Genomic DNA, 19,537 nt, shown 5'->3' with positions numbered 1-19,537 from the left:
TCGGCCAGCAATTCCCATTTTGGCCAACGAGGCCTTCTGCTTCCCCACTGATCGCATGGAAATCGGCAATATTTAGTGGCCAAACCCCTCTCATGGACGGCAGAAAGGCGCTTTCCGACCAGTTCGCCCCATTGCTTCGGTCATAATGAGAATTGCTGCAAAGAGGTGCGGCATCCCCGGCCGATTGATGGGATACTTGTCGTACTCGGGGATGCCGCTCGGTCGAGTACCACGCCTGGCGACTTCTCGATCGCTCACCCGTTCTTGTCCGACAGGGGATTGGCTATCCCGCTCGCCCGGCCTGTAAGCGTCGTCCTGCACCCTTCTGGTCTGCTGCGGCATCAACCTTCCCTGGGGCTGAACAGTCAACACACCAGGCTCGATTCATGTGAATGAACTCAACGCCCCAGACTCGGCATTCCAGGATCTGCAGCCGGCATGGCAGCGGCTGGACAGACTCTTGCAGGCGGCCATTGCGGCAGCCCAGTCTGTCTATGGACCCGAGGCGGCTGCTGATCCTTACCGGGGGCTATACATCGGACTCGGCGAGGTGGAGGCCTTGCTGGCCCGTCAACCCGGTATCCCGGTGCTGCAGAATGCTGCACGTGAGCTGCCGTTGTCGGAAGCTCTGGGCGAGCGGTGTCGTCTGCGGCGCCTGGCAAGCGCGTTCCAGCTATCGTCGTTCGACCTGGACGTGCTTCTGGTCGCCCTGGCGCCGGAAGTGGATCTGCGTTACGAACGGCTCTATGCCTACCTGCAGGATGATGTGACGCGTCGTCGACCGAGCATCGATCTGGCTTTCAATCTGCTGTGCACTTCGCCCGAGGACAAGCTGGCCAGGCGCGCCCATGTTGCCGCCGCAGCCCCTCTGTGCCGCCATGCCCTGCTTTCCCTGCTCGCTGATCCTCAGCAACTCCGGCCGCCGCTGCTGGCGCAGTATCTCAAGCTGGATGGACAGATCATCGCCTACCTGTTGGCTGACGACACCCTCGACGCCCGTCTGACATCGTGCTGCGAATGGGCTGAACCGACGGCCACTTTCGCCGACCTGCCGGTCGGCAGCGAGCTGAAGAAGGCCATCACGGGAATGGCGATCCAGGCCAGGGAAAGGCAGCAATCGCTCAGACTCTACCTGCAGGGACCACCAGGCGTCGGCAAACGCGGGCTTGCCGAGGCGCTGGCCGGTCTGCTCGGGGCGCCTCTGCTGGTTGCCGACCTGGCGCGCACACCGATTGCCGTCGAGGAATTCGCAGCGGTGCTGACCGTGCTGTTCCGCACTGCCCTCCTCCAGGAGGCCATGCTGTATTGCACCGGCTTCGACACGCTGCTGGCCGGTGAGCACGCCCGGCGGTATCAGGATCTGCTGAACAGGATCGGCAGGCATGCAGGCGTCGTCATTCTGGCCGGTTCGCAGGCCTGGCGGCCCGCCGCCGACCCGACCAGGACAATCCAGGCGATCCGCTTCCCGGCGATCGATTTCTGGCAACGACGGGCGTACCTGCAGACCTGCCTGGCAGCGAGCGGCATCGCGCTGGCAGCGAGCGAGCTGGAGGCCCTGGCCGGGCGCCTGCAGTTGACGCCCGAACAGATCTCCGGAACCGTTGCCGGCGCGGTCAATCTGGCGCGTTGGCGTGGCGCCCTGACAGCGACGCGACCCGACGAAACGCCGAACAGCCAGCCGACGCTCGCCGAACTGTTTGCCGCCGCCCGCGCCCAATCCGATCACCATCTGCACGATCTGGCACGCAAGATCACGCCCAGATACACCTGGGACGATCTGGTCTTACCGGCCGATGAACTGGCTCAGCTCCACGAAATCTGTCAGCAGGCCAAGCACCGCCATACCGTCTACGATCAATGGGGTTTCGGCCGCAAGCCTGCTCTCGGCAAAGGGCTGAACGTCCTGTTCTCGGGTCCGCCGGGCACCGGCAAAACAATGGCTGGCGATGTCATCGCCAATGAACTATCTTTAACGCTATACAAGATCGATCTCTCCCAGGTCGTCAGCAAGTACATCGGCGAGACCGAGAAGAACCTCGAACGTATCTTTACTGCCGCCCAGAACACCCATGCAATCCTCTTCTTCGATGAAGCCGATGCCTTGTTCGGCAAACGTTCCGAAGTCAGGGACGCGCACGACCGCTACGCCAACATCGAAGTGGGCTATTTGCTGCAGAAGATGGAAGAATACGAAGGAGTGGCCATCCTGGCGACCAATCTGCGCAGTCACATGGACGATGCCTTCGTCCGCCGAATGCATGCCATCGTCGAGTTCCCGTTCCCGGACGAGCTGCAACGGCGCCGCATTTGGGAAGTCATGTTTCCGCCCGAGGCGCCGCTGGCGGAGGATTTGGATTTGGCGGTGCTGGCTCGCGAGGTCAAGCTGGCCGGGGGGAACATCAGGAACATCGCGCTGACGGCGGCGTTTTACGCTGCCGACGCCGGAGAGACGATCGGGATGTCGCATCTGCTGCGGGCGGCACGGCGGGAGCATCAGAAAATTGGGCGAACGTGGAATGAAGTGAAGTGAAACGCGTCAATGATGTCAGCATCGGGGGGCTCGGCAGTGAGGACAAGGACTGTTCACGAGGGCAATGGCGAAATCTCGACGACGGCACAGGTCAGGCAGCGCCCGCTGCAACCTGACCCGGTAGCACGGCCGCTGCAAGAGGCCGGTGCGTTGCAGAATCTCCAGCGCACGCACGGCAATCGCTTTGTGCAGCGGCTCCTGGCCCAGCGTACACAGGCCAATGCTGAGTCTGTGCCTGCTCCAGGCGTGGAACAAGCCATCCAGCGTTCCCTTGGCCGCGGACAGCCGCTGGAAAGCGGCGTGCGCACGCGCATGGAATCCGCTTTCGGCGCCGACTTCAGCGGCGTGCAGGTGCACACCAACGCAGAAGCTGACACGCTCAATCGAGCGCTGAGCGCACGTGCCTTTACCACCGGCAAGGACATCTTCTTTGGTCAGGGAGAGTACAACCCGCAGAGTTCGGCTGGACGGGAGACATTGGCTCATGAACTGACGCATGTGCTGCAGCAAGGCGGCAGCACGATTCAGGCTGAACTCTCCGTCAGTCAACCGGACGACCCCTGCGAACAGGAGGCGGACCGGGTCGCGCGCGCGGTCATGCAACAGGAGGAACAGTCCAGGCCAGACACGGCGAGCCACGCGCCGATACCGGGTGAGCTGGTGCCGCCGCCCGTTGCTGGCAAGATACCACGCCTACAGCGTTTGACCGTGCCGCTGGCAGGCTGGGGTGAGGTGCCGCGATCCATGGACGACTCCAACATGGAGATCAACCTCAGCGTCTCGCTGTCGGTCGGTGGACAAAGAACGATGGAACGTACTTTTTCCAGCAGTCAACGAGAAAGTATTTCGATCCCTTTGAACACCAATGCCTCTCTGCAAATTGCAGGCTCGGTCACTGTTGAGCGCGACGACCCCATACTCAACAACACCAACTCCTGGGACGTCGATTACACATGGCGGGTTGCGGTGGATGAACGTGGCGCGATAAGACTTTATGCCCCGACGCACGGATTGACGGGTGGCGCCGGGGATGCGCCCTGGTCTCTCAGCGTCACGCCGGTTCAGGGGGAGACCAGCGTTGGACTGGCTCTGACGCTTGGCTCGACCGAGTCGACGAGCGTGGGCAATGAGATCCCGGTGGAATTTGGCGGCAGCTTTGAGCCGTTCGGTATTGGTGTAGACGTCAGCGCCGGATACTCCCGCTCATGGGGAACGTCTACCGGCTCGACCCTGACCGCCGGGCGCGGATTCGTCGTTGACATCGAAACGCCCGCACCACCGCCGGAGATTACCTTCGGACCGATCACCGTGATACGACACCACGCTTACTATTTCAACACCGGTCAGGCGACACCAGGGACGAATCCCTCGACACGAGAAGAAGAAAGCATACGTTTGACCACTTTTCTCATGAATCTTGATCCATATGGCGAAGGGGGAAGCGATCTCTCCGGTTTCGTTGACGGCTATGCAAGTCCTCTTGGCAACTTCGAGCGCAACCGGGAGTTGGCGCGCGCGCGCGCTCATTACATCCTGAGTAGAATCAGGGATCTATTGCCACGCGCCAACTTCTTGCCGCGTGTCTATGGCGAAGAAATTTGGCGCGAGGAAGGTGTTCCGGACGTTGATAATAGCGAAAGACACCGGGTGGTCATCCTGGAGATACGGCAGAGTTCACCAGCGGAATAGACGGGATATTCCTGAAGCATGATTCGCGACCTGAGTCTGACACTGCGCTCTCTGCTGGACGATCCAGCCCTGGCAAGCGCTTACCCGGAACTTGCGGCGGCGCAGGTCGTCTTTGACCGGCCGGCGGAGTCCTTCAACCCGGCGCAGACGACGGTCAACCTGTTCTTGTACGACATCCGCGAAAATCTCGAACTGCGCAGCAGCGAGCCTTTGCTCGAACGCCACAGCGGTCAGGCGATCATCCATCCGCCGCCATTGCGGGTCGCCTGTGCGTATCTGGTCACCGCCTGGCCGGTCGGCGGCAGCGAGCTACCGTTGCAGGAGCATCGCCTGCTGAGCCAGACGCTGCAGGTGCTCGCCCGCTATCCGACGATTCCCGCCGCGTTCCTGCAAGGCCAGCTGCTGGGACAGCAACCGCCGTTACCGATGCTGGCGGCGCAAACCGACGGCTTGAAGGATCCCGCCGATTTCTGGACGGCCATCGGCAACAAGCTGCGTCCGTCGATCACCGTCACGGCAACACTGGCAATGGAGAGGTTTGCACCGATCACGGAACCGCTCGCGATCACCGGGCAGGTCGATCTCGGGGAACGCACGAACGCTGCAGGCGAAGACCTGAAGCCGGCTACCCGGCAAGTCCTCCTGCGCGTCGCCGGGAGGGTTACCGACGCCAGCAGTCTTCCTGTAGCGCACGCCCAGGTGACGCTGCTCCGGACGGGTGTCGAGACGGTGACCGACGCGGCAGGCCGGTATACACTGAGCGTACCGGAGCCGGGCACCTTTGACTTGCGAGTACAGGCCGGCGCAACCCAGATGACGACCAGCATCACCGTTCCGGTCAGCGCTGGAAACAACTACGACGTGCAAATTTAGGCTATCCAAACCGCTAACGGTCATGACTTTTCCAGGCACCCCCGATCATGAATGTCGTGACCGCTTCCCTCTCCCCCCGACCCCTCCCCCGCGCGGGGGGAGGGGAGATTCGTGAGTCGCATACGCGACTTTCACATTAAGGAGTAAGGCGTATGTCACAATACCTGTCACCCGGTGTCTATGTTGAAGAAGTCCCGTCGGCGATCAAGGCCATCGCTGGCGTCAGTACCAGCACGGCCGGTTTCGTCGGCGTCGTACCGGACAAGATTCACCTCCTTGCCAAAGACCAGGCGGCGCCCGCAGGAATCAAGTTCGTGGACTTCAGCCTGCCGACACCTGCCGGTACTCCCAGGCTGATCACCAGTTGGACACAATTCACCAAGGCCTTCGGCGACCTGATCGGCAGCGAGGCGGTGGCAGCGACTACGGACCCCGGTCCGGCGATCGACAGCGGTCATCGTAACCTCGCACATGCGGTCTATGGCTTCTTCAACAACGGTGGTAGCCGCTGTTACGTGGTACGGGTCCTCTCGGCGACCGACTTCGACGATGCCCTCAAGGCCTTCGCGGCGATCGACGAAATCGCTCTGGTCGCCGCACCCGGCATGACCGATGACGCCAGCCGTGACAAGCTGGTGACGCACTGCCTGCGCACATCCGATCGCTTTGCGATTCTCGACGGACCGGAGAGCGTCAGCGATTTGACGACGCTGACCCGGATTCCCGCTGACTCCAATCCCGGCGTGATGCCGAAGAAAACCGATTACGCGGCCTGGTATTTCCCGTGGATCAAGGTTTTCGATCCCGCTGCCAGACTGCAGGGCAGTGATGGCGTGATCGGTGTGCCCCCCAGCGGTCACCTGGCGGGCATCTACGCACGCGTCGACAACCTGCGGGGCGTGCACAAAGCCCCGGCCAACGAGGTCATCCTCGGCGCGCTCGATGTCACGCAACCCCTGAGCAAGGCGGAGCAGGACGGTTTGAACCCGAAAGGGGTCAATTGCATCCGCGTGCTCAATGACAACATCTTTGCCTGGGGGGCGCGCACCGTCGGCGGCGATGCCAACGCCGATCTGAAGTACATCAATGTGCGCCGCACCCTGTTGTTCCTGCGCGAGTCGATCGATGAGGGTCTGCAATGGGCGGTGTTCGAACCCAACAATCCCGCGCTGTGGCAGAAAATCAATCGCAACGTAACGGCCTTTCTCACCAACGTCTGGCGTTCGGGAGCACTGTTCGGCACCACCGCGCAGGAGGCTTTCTATGTCAAGTGCGATGCGGAAACCAACCCGCCAGAGTTGCGCGAATTGGGTCAGGTAGTCACCGAGATCGGAGTATCGATCGTGCGGCCGGCGGAGTTCGTCATCTTCCGCATCAGTCAGTTCGTTGCACCCGGCAAGTAGGCGACACGGATGGCCGCCACCTGCCAGACTCCTGGTGTCTACCGCGAGGACGTCTTTCTCCAGCCAGCGACCGGCCTGCCGACCGGCATCGCTGGTTTCGTCGGCCTGGCGGCGGTCACCGGAGCGGCTGTGCCGGCTCCGATTCTGTTGCATCGCATGGAAGAACTCGTCGGTGCCCTGCCGTGCCCTCCAGACGGCTATCTCGGAGCTGCAATCACGGGTTTCTTTGCCAATGGTGGTCGCCGGTGTTATGTGGCACTTGCCGATCCCGCCGCTGCCGATCGGCTGGCCGCCCTGAAAAAGGCTCTTGCCAAGCTGGGAGCGCTCATCGACGTCGACCTGGTGGCGATGCCGGACGCCGTACTCCTGCCCGACCCTTCCGCCATCAACGAGGTGCAACACGCCATGCTGAGCCACTGCGCCGAGCACGGCGATCGCCTGGCAATTCTCGATACGGCGCCGAACAGTTCGGTAGACAGTGTGCTCGATCAGCGCCGAGGCATCACGCAAGGATTGACGGAACCCCTGAACGGAGCCCTCTATTTTCCCTGGCTGCAAACTGCGCTGAACCAATGGGTCCCGCCTTGCGGGCATGTGGCCGGGATCTTTGCGCGTACCGATGCCCGGGTCGGCGTATTCAAGGCGCCGGCCAACGAGGAAGTACGCGATGCCCTGAATCTGGAAGTGGCGATCGACAACTCGTTGCAGGATCGACTCAACCCGGAAGGCGTGAACTGCCTGCGCGCGTTTCCGGGGCGTGGCATCCGCGTCTGGGGCGCGCGCACGCTGAATCGCGATGCCGCCTGGCGCCATATCAATGTCCGACGGCTGTTCCTGACTGTTGGCCGCTGGGTCGACCGGAACATGACCTGGGCGGCTTTCGAGCCCAACGATCCGCGTTTATGGGTACGGATTCAGCGCGAGCTGCATCCGTACCTGACCGGATTGTGGCGAGCCGGGGCTTTGCAGGGGCAAACGCCGGCCGAAGGGTTTTACGTCAAGTGCGATGCCGATACCAATCCGCCGGAGACCCGCGAGGTTGGGCAGGTGGTAACCGAAATCGGTCTGGCCGCCACCGCACCGGCCGAGTTCATCGTGGTGCGCATCATCCACCGGGCGGGTGCGACGGACTCCGTCGAACGGTCATGACTTTTCCAGGCACCCCCGATCATGAAAATCATGACCGTTTCCCTCTCCCCCGACCCCTCCCCCCGCGAGGGGGGAGGGGAGATTCGTGAGTCGCATACGCGACTTGCACATTAACTTGCCCGGTCCAATGAGAACCTGTATTCCCTTTCACCCAACCCAAGCGAAGGAGCTTCCATGCCTACCGGAACACGTACCGATCCCTATCGGGGCTTCAATTTCATGGTCGAAATCGATGGCATCACCCAGGCCGGTTTTCAGGAGTGTGGCGGCCTGGATGTCAGCACCGATCCGGTCGACTATCGCGAAGGGACCGACCCCAATCATGTCCGCAAGCTGACCGGCTTGAACAAATACGTCCCCGTCACGCTCAAGCGTGGCATCACCGATTCGGACGAATTGTGGAAATGGCGTCAGACGGTAATCGATGGCAAGGCCGAGCGGCGGAACGGTTCGATCATTCTGCTGGACGAGACCGGCGCGGAAAAGCTGCGCTGGAATTTCGTCGGTGCCTGGCCTTCCAAATGGACCGGTCCGACATTCAATTCGACCAACAATGCCGTCGCCATCGAGGCTCTGGAAATCACGCACGAGGAGTTGAAGAAAGCCTAGCAGCCAGACCTGAGGTCTGATGTGATCATTCATGATTTTCTACGAGACAGGAAAGATGATGCTGCAGACCGAGTTCCCATTCACCCTGCCGATGGGCTATATCGACAGCGAAGGCAACCTGCACAAGGAAGGTGTGATGCGTCTGGCCACGGCTTTTGATGAAATCGCACCGCTCAAGGATCCACGGGTGCATAACAACCCGGCGTACCTGCTGATCATCCTGTTGGCGCGCGTCATCATTCGCCTGGGAACCCTCGAGCAGATCAATCCCAAGATCGTCGAGGGTTTTTTCGCCGCCGATCTGGGATACTTGCAGAATCTCTATCGTCGCCTGAACGACAGCGGCAGCAACCGGGTGCATACCCAGTGCCCGTACTGTGAGAAGGAATTTGAAGTGGAGTTGAGCGAGCAGGGGGAGTCTGGCGCTACCCCGTAGAGCGGCTCTATGAAGAGGTAGCGTACATCGGATTTCATTTTCACTGGCCGCAACACGAGATCATGGATCTCGACCACCTGGAACGGCGCCGTTGGGTGTCGGAGATCGCCAGGATCAATCGACGCCTGAACGAGCAGTCCGAGAGCGGGTAACGAGGAGCAAGCGATATGCCTGAACTGGGTTTGAACACCGCCTTCAGTCTGGCGACCAACTTGTCGGGGGTGCGTGTCGACCCCTACCAGGCCTTCAATTTCCTGGTGGAGATCGAAGGGATCCTGGCCGGCGGCTTTTCGGAATGCAGTGGCCTGCAAGTGGAAAGTGAAACCTTCGAGTATCGCGAAGGCGGCGTCAATGAGTACATGCATCGTTTTGCCGGACCGACGAAGTATCCGCCACTGCTGCTCAAACACGGACTGACGCAAATCGATGGACTCTGGGGCTGGCATCAGGATGTCGTACAGGGCAGGATCAGACGCCGGAACGGCACCATCTACCTGCTGAACAAACAGCGCATCCCGGTCATCTGGTGGGACTTCAAGGAGGCCTTCCCCTTCCGCTGGAGCGGACCCTCGCTGGTGGCCAGTTCGGGCGGGGTCGCCATTGAAAGCGTGGAACTTGCCCACCGTGGGCTCAGCCGGCCGAGACTGGCAAACGTCGTGGCCGGCGTCGTTGCTGAGCGCATCAGTGGCGGTTCGTTGACGTTTTCCGAAGGGCTATTCTGATGGATGCGCGCCCGCGGCCGATGCGAACATTCCTCTGCCGTCAGGATGGCTGGCTGAACGCCACGACCGCCCGCAGCAGCGAGGAACTCGGAATGATTGACGTGCGCTGGCCGCAGCAGCATTACGCCCGCACGGCCGTGTGGGCTGGACAGCGCTTTCCGTTGCTGCAGCGACTGCTGGCCCGTGCCGGTGCTGGCGAGATACCACCGGGAGGTGGCCACACCGGTTTCGTTTACCGGACGGCCCGTGCTTTCCCGGTGACCCTGGCGAGTAGCGGAGCCGAATTGCCGGGAACCGCGGCAGCCCGGTTTGACATCCGCCGGCAGGCAAACCCGGATTCCAGCGGCAAGATTGACCTCGCCCCTTATTCCCCGGCAGCGAGCACGGTAAACGCCGGCCCGCTGACTGACCGCCTGGCACAGCGCACGACTCGACCGGCTGGGGTAATCCATGTGCAGCAGTCACGGCAGCAGGCGAGTCGTACCGCCGGCGAGTTCGGACAAACGGTCATGACTTTGCAAGACACCCCCGATGATGAAAGTCATGACCGTTTCCCTCTCCCCCCAACCCCTCCCCCCGCGAGTGGGGAGGGGAGATTCGTGAGTCGCTCGCGACTTTCATAGTAACGCTGTTGAAACCCCTGCTCGCCCGCTATGACTCTGGCCGGGGGGCCGAGACTCGATCTGACCTTTTCCGCGTGTTCGCCGCTTCCTCCGCCACCAGGCCGGCCACTGTGCACAACGATCTGACTGCGGGCGCCGCGTCTGGCGACTCGCTTGCCAGCAGGCCGGCGGGGGAAGCAGCACACCATGGACAGATCGGCAGCCTGCGCTCTGCCGTCACCCAAGCAGCGGGCGTAACACCCGAAATGGCGGAGCGATCGAGCATCGCAGGGCAGGTCGACCGCTCTCCGTCACAGGTCGACCGCTCTCCGTTGCAGGTCGACCGCCCTCCGTCGACAGGTTTCACGGCAGAACCATCTCCTCTAACTGCCGGAAGCGTTCGGGTCAGGCGAAAAGTGCTGCCCGCTACGGCGGCGTTTTCGACTCGACAAGGAGCAGCGCCCAGCGGGAAGTCAATGGCGCACGGCGGGCAACCCGACGACCAACCGTCTGATCGAGTGGCAACGCTCGCTGCCATCGGTGGTCCGGCAGTTCCCGGCACGCGCACCCCAACTGACCCACAGTCGTCGGACAGAATTGCCACAAACCTCTCAGCGAGCACCGCCGACTTCTCTGCCATGACCAACGCCGGCCTGCGCCAGCGTTTGCTGCCCGATTACCCAACTCCAGCGTTTCCCGCGGAGGCAGCAGCAGCGAATCGACGGGCCATTCCCGACGCCCGGGTGGCGGCGAAACTCCCGCTGGCCGCCGCACGGCAAACGATCGCGCACGCGGCGGTATCGGCGACACCGCACGACCGGGCCGACGATGCCCAGGCCACCCTCTTCAGGCGGGCCGCAGGCACCTCGATCCGGCAACCGGGCGACAGCCGGCTCCCGGTTGCGATCCCACCCGCGACGCCCGGCGCAGTCCGTAACCCGGCGCCGACCGACGGCCATCGGTTTGACCAGGCGGCCGCACTACCCGCGAAGCTCGCTGCCCCGATTGGCCCGCCAGCGGCGGCCAGCGCGCGCCCGGCAATCGACCGCTCCGCTACGGGCAGAAGCGAACCAGTCCACACTTCATTCCGGCGGGCAGCGGGCGCCTCGATCCGGCAAACGGGAAACACCCGGACCCCGGTTGCAACCCCATCCGCGACGCCCGGCGCAGTCCGTAACCCGGCGCCGATCGACGACCATCGATCGGTCGATCCACCGCTTGCAGGCCATGCCTTGGCGGCAAGCAGCGCCGCCAAGGGTCGCGGCAGTCTGCCCTTTGCCTACCCGACCGCGGCTCGGCACGCGGCTGAAGTCAATGAAGCGACACCTGACACGGCAGTCACGTCGGCACTGCCGGTGATCCATGAAAAAGCCACTGCGGCAGCCACTGACCCGGTTTCGGGAATGGTCTGGCGCCAACGCATCGCCGCATCGCCCTCTCCGGGAGCCGGCAGCGCGGGAATCCTCGAAACGACGAAAACGCCGACTGTCGCCGCCCGTCCGTCGAACGGCGGCGCATCTTCGGCACCTGCGGACAGCCAGCCCAGCCTTTCCACGCCCACGAGCGATGTCCCTTTGCCGGGGGAAACACGGGACTGGGAGCCACTGATCGCCCAGCTCAGCCGTCGTATCCACCGCCAACTGACCATTGAACGCGAACGTCGAGGAGTCAAGGGATGGAACTGAGCAAGCTGACGATCACTCCCCTCGACAAAAGCGGCCAATCCATAACGAACAAGAGGTTCGCGGTGCTTTTCAACCCGAACACCTACTCGATCAGCAAGTCAGTCACCTGGAATTCCCTCAGTGCAACCGGCCCGACGAGCGCCCGGACCAATCGCATGGTGAATGCGCCGACCCTGTTCTTTGCTGGCGGTGGCAGCCGGTTGTTGAATCTGGAGCTGTTCTACGACGTGACCGAACCGGTCAACGACGTCGTCAGCGGCGACGTGCGCAAGGAGACCAACAAGGTGGTCGAACTGACACGCATCCAGAAGGAGCTGCAGCGCCCACCGGCGGTCGAAATCACCTGGGGTGCCGCGCCGCCGGCCCACTCCGATTTTCCTTTCACCGGCGTGCTCAGCAACCTCGCCCAGCGCTTCACGTTTTTCAGCAGCGACGGCAAACCCTTGCGGGCCACCCTGACGATCACGGTCACCGAGTTCCTCGACCCGGCACTCGACCAGCGCCAGACCGACCCGGAGTTCACCACTCGACAGCTCAAGCGCGGCGACACCCTGAGTGCCATCGCTGCCGAAATCTATCGTGACCCGGCGCAGTGGCGACTGATCGCCGAGGCGAACAACCTGAACGATCCGCGCCATCTGGACGTCGGTCGAACACTGACGATTCCCAGGCGCGGCTGAGGAAGAGCAACGATGCCCGTCGCCAATCCGCGCAGCCCGCTGATCGCCGATTTCGCGATCGCCGTCAACGGATCTCCCCTGTCCAAGGCTGTCGCAACGCACGTCATCGCTGTCGAGGTCGACGACAGCGTCGAGCTGCCGAGCATGTTCGCCATTGAACTGGCCGGATCGGAACACGACGATCAGCTCCTGGCCTGGATCGACGACCGGAATCTGTTTGCCGTCGGCCAGGTGGCCGACGTCAGGCTGGGCTATGTGGACGATCTGGCCAGTCTGATCAAGGGCGAGATTACCGCCCTGGAACTCGAATTCGCGGCCGACCGCCTGCCTCATCTGACGGTGCGCGGTTATGACCGCCGCCACCGCCTGCAACGGGGTCGCAAGGTGCGTACCTTCTTGCAGCAGAAAGACAGCGATATCGCCGCGCAAATCGCCGGCGAAGCGGGGCTGACTGCGCAGACCGAGGACAGCCGTGTCGTCCATGACTACGTGCTCCAGGCCGGCCAGAGCGATCTGGCGTTTCTTCAGGAGCGCGCTCGCCGGATCGAATACGAAGTCAGCGTCGATGACAAGACGCTGTCTTTCCGGCCGGTAGCCAACGCGGCGAGCGAAATCATGACCCTGACGCTGAACGACGACCTGCTGGAGTTCTACCCACGGCTTTCTGCGGTGGGCCAGGTCAGCGAAGTCGAGGTACGCGGCTGGAACGTCAAGGACAAGCAGGAGATCATCGGTCAGGCCAGGGCCGGGGCAGAAGTCTCGAAGATGGGCGGCCGGCAGACTGGCGCGGCTCTCGCGAACAGCGCCTTCGGCGCGGCCGTCGGATTGATCAGCCGGCAGCCGCTGGCCACCCAGGCCGAAGCCGATCAACTGGCCAAGGCCCGCTTCAATCGCGGCGTACTGGAACTGATCGAGGGTGAAGGAGCGTGCCGGGGACGCACCGACTTGCGGGCCGGCGCAGTCATCAGGATCGACGGGCTCGGTCAACGTTTCAGCGGCCCGTACTATGTCGTCTCGGCGAACCATGGCTATACGCCCCACCAGGGTTATCTGACCCGTTTCACCGTCAGGAGGAACGCGACGTGAGCTTCTTCAACCTGCTTGTCGAGCATGGCGACGCCACCCGCATCGCCGGCGTGGTGTTTGGCGTGGTAACCAACAATCAGGACCCCGACGGGCTCGGACGGGTCAAGCTCAGGTTCCCCTGGCTGAGCGACGCCGACGAGAGCGCCTGGGCGAGGATCGCCACGCCGATGGCCGGCAGCGGTCGCGGCTGGTACTTCCTGCCGGAAGTGGACGATGAGGTGCTGGTCGCCTTCGAACAGGGCGACCTGCGTTTTCCCTATGTCCTCGGCGGCCTGTGGAACGGCAAGGACAAACCGCCGGCCGACAACGCCGACGGCAAGAATGCCTTGCGCCTGATCCGATCGCGCAGCGGCCATCTGGTTCGTCTCAACGACGAGGACGGCAAGGAAAAGATCGAAATCATCGACAAGAGCGAAAAGAACAGCATCGTCTTCGACACCGCGACCAACACGATCACCATCACCAGCGAGCAGGACATCAGCTTGTTGGCGCCACAGGGAACGATCAAGCTCGAGGCCCGGAAGGTGGAAATCAAGTCCTCCGCCGACGCCAGCCTCGAAGCTGGGGCGGGAATCGACGTAACAGCCAGCGCAACGCTGAACATCCAGGGTGCAACCGTCAATATCAACTGAATCATGGGCCAACCTGCCGCCAAACAGGGCGACCGGATCGTCGCCACCGACACGCATATCGTCATCGTCCCGGGTACGCCACCGCTGCCGACGCCTTTGCCGCACCCTTTTACCGGCATCATCAACGGCAATCTGAGCAGCGACGTCAACATCCAGGGGAAGCCGGCGGCGACCGTCGACAGCACGGCCGACAACACGCCTCCCCATCTGCCGACACCACCCGGAACCGCTTTTCAGAAACCTCCGGGCAACCAGGCAAGCATCCGGATCGGCAGCCCGACAGTGAAAATCAACGGCAAGATGGCCGCGCGCAACGGTGACCCCGCGACCACCTGCAACGATCCCGCGGACTTGCCGGCTGGCCAGGTAATCGCCGTGGGTACGGTGTTCATCGGTTAGGAAGGCTTATGTCGAAACCATTTCTCGGCGTTGGTTGGGGATTCCCCCTCACACTCGATGAACTTGGCTTCTTCAACCACGCCGAGTACGAGGAGAGCGTGCGTCAGTCGATCTGGATCATCCTGGGCACGGCCAAGGGTGAACGCGTGATGCGTCCGGATTTCGGCTGCGGCATTTACGACCTGGTTTTCGAGATCAATAGCGCCTCCACCGCCGGCAGGGTAACGCAGGCCATCCGCCAGGCCCTGCTGCTGTTCGAGCCGCGTATCGATGTGCTCGACATCCAGGTGCAGGCGGCCGCAGGCGGCGAGCTGCTGCTGATCAGCATCGACTACGAGGTACGCGCCACCAACAACGCCTTCAACCTGGTCTATCCCTTCTATCTGGACAGGAGCACGAGCTGATGAGCAAGACCGCTCCGCCGATCGATCCGCGTACAGCTGCCGCCGTTTCCGGACAACTGCGCGAGTTGCTGGCCATTTATGCACCTGACTGGCACGAGCAATATACCGATCCTGCGACCGGTCAGATCCGCAGCGACCCGCTGGGGACGGCGCTGATCGGCATCTTCAGCCGCTTTGCCGAAATCATCCTGCACCGACTCAACCAAGTTCCGGACAAGAACCTCCTCGCCTTTCTCGACCTGCTCGGCGAGGCACGCTTGCCACCGCAACCCGCCCGGGTTCCGCTCACCTTCTCGCTGGCGCCGGGCAGCATCGCCGATGCGATTGTGCCGAGCGGGACCCAGGTCGCCTCGCCGCCGGCCGAAGGCGAGAACGAACCGGTCTTGTTCGAGACCGCAGGTGAACTGGTGGTTGGCGCAGCGCAGCTTTCCTGCCTGTTCGTCCGCGAACCGGAAGCCGATCGCTATGCCGACTACAGCCCATGGCTGAGCACACCAGCGGCAATCGCCATTCCGGTCTTCGCGGGCAACCGGGCGCTCGAGCATGTCCTCTATCTCGGTGACGACGCGCTGTTCGGACGATCCGATCTGCAGGAATTGCGCCTGACCTTCGAACTGACGAGCGAGAACCCGGCTCCCGATCCCCGTACCGTGCAATGGGAAATCTGGGACGGCAAGGAGGGCTGCCCGCTCGCACCCGTCGATCAGACCGAAGCGCTGACGCGCAACGGCGATGTCGTGCTGACTGCCGGCCTGCGCGCCTTTCCGATCGCCGAGCAGCGTCTCGCCGACCAGACCAGCCGCTGGCTGCGATGCCGTCTGCTGACGCCGATCACACCTGCTGACGCCCTTCAGGCCGGGAGGGTGCGCGCCAGCCACTTGCCTGAGATCGCGTCTCTCAGCGCACAAGTCACCATCGGAGCGACCGGCCTGGCCGCCGACGTAGCCTTCGCCAACCAGCTTCCGGTCGACCTGGGCAAGGATTTCCTTCCTTTCGGCGACAAGCCGCGCTTCGGCGATACGCTGTACCTGGCGCGTGGCCGGGCGTTTGCCGAAGCGGGCAGTACGATCACCCTGCGCATCGAGCTGACCAATCCCAGCGACGCCAAGAAGCCACCCATTCCAGCGACGCGCGCATCAGAAAATCTCGAGCTTGCCTGGGACTACTGGAACGGCCAGGCGTGGGTAACGCCCGACGATATGGTCGATGACACCGCGAACCTGACCCAGTCCGGGACGATCACCTGCAAACTGGGCAAGCCGCCGCAACCGAAAACCGTCAATGGCCTCGAGGAATACTGGCTGCGCGTACGCCTCAATGCCGGCGACTATGGCCAGGAAGCGCGTTACGAGCCGGTCGATCCGGAACATCCCGAACATGGATATCGCTTCATCCCGGCCACCTTTGCCGCGCCTTCGATCCGGCGACTCAGCATCGACTACCTGCTGACCCGAACGACGCCGCTCGCAGCGCTGCTGACGTACAACGATTTTGTCTACACGGCCGTCCCCGGCACCCCGTTCCAGCCGTTTCAGGCGACGTCCGAACCGCGGCCAACGGTCTATCTGGGTTTCACCCTGCCCGCGGCGCGGCGCGTCTTTCCCAATCGCAAGCTCAGCCTGTACCTCGCCAGTGCCGGGCTGAAGTACGGCGAGGCCAGCGCCTCTCCCCCGGCAGCGCACTCGGCCGATCCCTTGCGGCTGGCCTGGGCGTACTGGAACGGGATGCAGTGGAGCGATCTGAAGGTCCAGGATGGCTCGGAAAACTTCACCCGCTCGGGTCTGCTCGAATGGCTGGCGCCGAGCGATTTTTCCAGTCGTGCCGAGTTTGCCCGGCAGGCGTACTGGTTACGCGCCCGCTGGGAAAGCGGCGACTACCCGCTCGCACCGCATCTGAGCCGCGTGCTCTTCAACACGACGATGGCCTTGCAGGCCGTCACCGTGCGCAACGAAATCCTCGGTTCGAGCGATGGCAGCGAAAACCAGCGTTTTCGTACGATCCGCACGCCCCTGCTGGCTGGCGAACGCCTCGAAGTGCGTGAACGCGAACTGCCGGCCACCGCCGAACAGACGCTGATCCAGCAAGCCAGCGGCGACGCTGCGATCACGTTCACCGAAGGAGCGGGCGGCCGGCCGCCCGAGATCTGGGTACGCTGGCTGCCGGTGGCCGACTTTTACGGGTCGGGTCCGCGCGACCGGCACTACGTCCTTGACGCACTGAGCGGCGAGATTCGCTTCGGCAATGGCCGTAACGGCCTGATCCCGCCGGCCGGTACCGGCAATGTCCGCCTGGCCCACTACCGGACCGGCGGCGGTGTCGTCGGCAACCGGCCGGCGAATGCCGTTGTGCAGTTGAAGACCACCGTCCCGTATGTGGACCAGGTGAGCAACCTGGAACCGGCGCTGGGCGGTGCCGAAGCGGAAACGCTGGAATCGCTGCGGCAGCGCGCACCGCGCGCCCTGCGTCATCGGCAGCGCGCGGTCAGCATCGAGGATTACCAGGATCTGGCGGTGCTGGCCTCGCCGGCAGTGGCGCGCGCCCGCTGCGTCCCGCTCCACGATCTGGCCCGCGACCCCGCTGCCCTGCGCTCCTGGCCGGGTACCGTCAGCCTGATCGTCGTGCCGCGCACGCGCGATGCCAAGCCCCTGCCGAGCCTGACACTCCTTGACGAGGTCAGGCGCTATCTCGATCAACGTCGCATTCCAACAGCCGATCTGGTCGTCGTCGGACCCGAGTACCTGCGCGTCGACGTCTCCGTCGAGGTGGCGCTGCTTTCCATGGAGGGCGCCAGCGCGGTGGAAAGCGAGGTGGCGCAGACGCTGGCCCGCTTCCTGCACCCCTTGACCGGCGGGCTCGATCGCAACGGCTGGGATTTCGGCCGCAAGCCGCATCCTTCAGACCTCTACGCGTTGCTCGAAGCAGTACCGGGGGTCGACCATCTGCGCAGCCTGCAAGTCAGCGAAAGCGAGGAACGTCCGGGTGCGCTGGCGAGCGGCCGTTTCCTGGTTTACTCCGGCATCCATGACATTCGTTTGACCTTCGCGGAAACCTGATCGCCATGCCGCTGACCCTCCCCGATCTCGACGATCGCCGCTATGCCGACCTGGTCGAGGAAGCGCGCACGCTGATCCCCGGCTACGCGCCGGAATGGACCAACCACAATCCGTCCGACCCCGGCATCACCCTGATCGAGCTGTTCGCCTGGTTGTCCGAGATGCTGATTTACCGGCTGAACCGGGTGAGCGACGACAACCTCCGTACTTTTCTGAAGCTGCTCAACGGCAAGGACTGGAAGCCTTCGGGAATGACCCCGGCAGCCCTGGCGACCGATATCCGCACCAGCGTCCAGGCGCTCAGGCGCCAGGAACGCGCGGTCTCCTGCGATGACTTCGAAGCGCTGGCGCTCGAGGCCGATGCACGCGTCGCCCGCGTTCGCTGCCTGCCGCGGCGCAACGCGCTGATCGACTTCGAAGCCGAGCAGCCGGGCCATGTCAGCGTGATCGTCGTGCCCCGTCACGACGGCGACCTGACCCCGGTGCTCGAGGCCGTCGAAGCCTACCTGGAGCCGCGCCGGCTGCTGACGACTTTTGTGCATGTCGTCGGCCCGCAGCGGGTGGAGGTGGATATCGAGGCCACAGTGGTGGCGCTACCCGATGTCGACCCGAGCGAACTGCTGCCGCGAGTGATCACCACCCTGCGTGCTTTTCTCGATCCGTTGTGCGGCGGGGAGCAACAGACCGGCTGGCCTTTCGGGCGCAATGTCTTCATCTCCGAAATCTACCAGCTGCTCGATCAATTGCCGGGAGTCGATTATGTGACCGAGGTCACGCTGGCCAGCAACGATTCCGCGCGCCTGATCCACAACGCGCAAGGCAAGCAGATCGGACTGACGGTCAAGCCGCACGAACTGGTCAGCGCACGGACGCTGGCAGTGAAAGTTGAAGCGATCTAGGAGAAGATGCGATGGCGATTGGCGAAGAACAAAGTAGCAGCTACCTAGAGCATCTGCCGGCCATCTTCTCCGAAGACCCGTTGCTGGGTCGTTTTCTGCTCGCCTTCGAGCAGGTCCTGACGGGTCTGCATGGCGCCGATAGCGAGCCCAGGCGCGGGCTGGAAGAGATCATCGCCGCCATACCCCAGCTTTTCGATCCACTGGCGACGCCACGCGAATTCCTCGACTGGCTGGCCGGCTGGGTGGCGCTCGGGCTGCGCGCCGACTGGCGGGAAAACCAGCAGAGGGAATTCCTCGCCAACATCGTCCCGCTCTATCGCCGCCGTGGCACGAAGCAGAATCTGATCGAGCTGTTGAAGATCTATACGGGCCTGGATCCGGAAATCTCGGAAGGCGAGAACACCATCTTCCAGATCGGCGAGCATTCGACCGTCGGCGTCGATACCCAGATCAACGGCAGCGCGCCGCATTACTTCCGGGTGAACGTGACGATCCCCAATCCCGATCCGGCCACCCTGCAGCGCCAGAACCAGATCATCCGGGCCCTGATCGACCTCGAGAAGCCGGCCCACACCGCCTATGACTACCATCCCGCGCACACCACGATGCAGATCGGCGTGCACTCCCAGATCGGCGTCGACACGCTGCTCGGCGATCTCGCCCATTAACCCGAGAGGCAAGGACCA

General features: G+C 63.2%; 19 protein-coding genes. All 19 read left to right on the top strand.

The features are described from left to right. The first annotated feature begins 388 nt into the window (after window positions 1-388). The 19 genes from E4Q08_RS04830 (at window position 389) to E4Q08_RS04745 (ending at window position 19,519) form a co-directional block, all read left to right on the top strand. Window positions 389-2,530, top strand: a complete 2,142-nt coding sequence (locus E4Q08_RS04830; protein ID WP_308240062.1) for an ATP-binding protein — start codon at window positions 389-391, stop codon at window positions 2,528-2,530. A gap of 186 nt (window positions 2,531-2,716) precedes the next feature. Beyond that, window positions 2,717-4,219: an eCIS core domain-containing protein gene (locus E4Q08_RS04825; protein ID WP_308240061.1), complete on the top strand. Its 1,503-nt coding sequence runs from the start codon at window positions 2,717-2,719 to the stop codon at window positions 4,217-4,219. An 18-nt stretch (window positions 4,220-4,237) separates the two neighbouring features. After that, window positions 4,238-5,092, top strand: a complete 855-nt coding sequence (locus E4Q08_RS04820; RefSeq protein WP_169069552.1) for a Pvc16 family protein — start codon at window positions 4,238-4,240, stop codon at window positions 5,090-5,092. 152 nt (window positions 5,093-5,244) lie between these two features. After that, window positions 5,245-6,495, top strand: a complete 1,251-nt coding sequence (locus tag E4Q08_RS04815) for a phage tail sheath family protein (protein WP_169069551.1) — start codon at window positions 5,245-5,247, stop codon at window positions 6,493-6,495. Window positions 6,496-6,504: 9 nt separating this feature from the next. After that, window positions 6,505-7,644, top strand: coding sequence for a phage tail sheath family protein (locus E4Q08_RS04810; RefSeq protein ID WP_169069550.1), 1,140 nt, complete (start codon window positions 6,505-6,507; stop codon window positions 7,642-7,644). A gap of 174 nt (window positions 7,645-7,818) precedes the next feature. Beyond that, window positions 7,819-8,253 carry a phage tail protein gene (locus tag E4Q08_RS04805; RefSeq protein ID WP_034915949.1) on the top strand — a complete coding sequence of 145 codons (435 nt, stop codon included), beginning with the start codon at window positions 7,819-7,821 and terminating at the stop codon, window positions 8,251-8,253. Window positions 8,254-8,311: 58 nt separating this feature from the next. Continuing rightward, the gene (locus tag E4Q08_RS04800; RefSeq protein ID WP_034915952.1) at window positions 8,312-8,689 is read left to right on the top strand and encodes a hypothetical protein; all 378 of its coding nucleotides are present in this window, start codon (window positions 8,312-8,314) and stop codon (window positions 8,687-8,689) included. Window positions 8,690-8,715: 26 nt separating this feature from the next. Further along, window positions 8,716-8,841, top strand: a complete 126-nt coding sequence (locus tag E4Q08_RS25630) for a DUF6760 family protein (RefSeq protein ID WP_308240066.1) — start codon at window positions 8,716-8,718, stop codon at window positions 8,839-8,841. A gap of 15 nt (window positions 8,842-8,856) precedes the next feature. Continuing rightward, on the top strand, window positions 8,857-9,411 hold the full coding sequence (locus E4Q08_RS04795) for a phage tail protein (RefSeq protein ID WP_034915954.1): 555 nt from the start codon (window positions 8,857-8,859) through the stop codon (window positions 9,409-9,411). Continuing rightward, on the top strand, window positions 9,411-10,034 hold the full coding sequence (locus E4Q08_RS04790) for a hypothetical protein (RefSeq protein ID WP_169069549.1): 624 nt from the start codon (window positions 9,411-9,413) through the stop codon (window positions 10,032-10,034). Before E4Q08_RS04795 ends, E4Q08_RS04790 begins: the two co-directional genes overlap by 1 nt. Window positions 10,035-10,651: 617 nt before the next feature. Next, entirely contained in the window at window positions 10,652-11,698 is a 1,047-nt protein-coding gene (locus E4Q08_RS04785) for a hypothetical protein (protein ID WP_169069548.1), read from the top strand. Continuing rightward, window positions 11,689-12,378: a CIS tube protein gene (locus E4Q08_RS04780; RefSeq protein WP_034915962.1), complete on the top strand. Its 690-nt coding sequence runs from the start codon at window positions 11,689-11,691 to the stop codon at window positions 12,376-12,378. The genes E4Q08_RS04785 and E4Q08_RS04780 overlap by 10 nt, the downstream gene beginning before the upstream one ends. Window positions 12,379-12,390: 12 nt before the next feature. Next, the gene (locus E4Q08_RS04775) at window positions 12,391-13,464 is read left to right on the top strand and encodes a phage late control D family protein (RefSeq protein ID WP_169069547.1); all 1,074 of its coding nucleotides are present in this window, start codon (window positions 12,391-12,393) and stop codon (window positions 13,462-13,464) included. Further along, window positions 13,461-14,096: a phage baseplate assembly protein V gene (locus tag E4Q08_RS04770; protein WP_169069546.1), complete on the top strand. Its 636-nt coding sequence runs from the start codon at window positions 13,461-13,463 to the stop codon at window positions 14,094-14,096. Before E4Q08_RS04775 ends, E4Q08_RS04770 begins: the two co-directional genes overlap by 4 nt. Before the next feature lie 3 nt (window positions 14,097-14,099). Further along, window positions 14,100-14,495 (top strand): PAAR domain-containing protein, encoded by a 396-nt coding sequence (locus tag E4Q08_RS04765; RefSeq protein WP_034914372.1) that lies wholly within the window; start codon window positions 14,100-14,102, stop codon window positions 14,493-14,495. Window positions 14,496-14,503: 8 nt separating this feature from the next. Beyond that, window positions 14,504-14,899: a GPW/gp25 family protein gene (locus E4Q08_RS04760; RefSeq protein WP_169069545.1), complete on the top strand. Its 396-nt coding sequence runs from the start codon at window positions 14,504-14,506 to the stop codon at window positions 14,897-14,899. Next, the gene (locus E4Q08_RS04755) at window positions 14,899-17,952 is read left to right on the top strand and encodes a putative baseplate assembly protein (protein WP_169069544.1); all 3,054 of its coding nucleotides are present in this window, start codon (window positions 14,899-14,901) and stop codon (window positions 17,950-17,952) included. The genes E4Q08_RS04760 and E4Q08_RS04755 overlap by 1 nt, the downstream gene beginning before the upstream one ends. Window positions 17,953-17,957: 5 nt before the next feature. Next, window positions 17,958-18,851, top strand: a complete 894-nt coding sequence (locus tag E4Q08_RS04750; protein WP_169069543.1) for a baseplate J/gp47 family protein — start codon at window positions 17,958-17,960, stop codon at window positions 18,849-18,851. An 11-nt stretch (window positions 18,852-18,862) separates the two neighbouring features. After that, a complete protein-coding gene (locus tag E4Q08_RS04745) occupies window positions 18,863-19,519 on the top strand; it encodes a phage tail protein (RefSeq protein WP_169069542.1) in 657 nt (218 codons plus the stop codon). Window positions 19,520-19,537: the final 18 nt, after the last annotated feature.

It is taken from the genome of Candidatus Accumulibacter contiguus, from assembly GCF_012940005.1.
In the GTDB taxonomy this organism is placed as follows: domain Bacteria; phylum Pseudomonadota; class Gammaproteobacteria; order Burkholderiales; family Rhodocyclaceae; genus Accumulibacter; species Accumulibacter contiguus.
The sequence above is the reverse complement of the archived record's forward strand: the minus strand, read 5'-3'. Positions and strand labels throughout refer to the sequence as shown.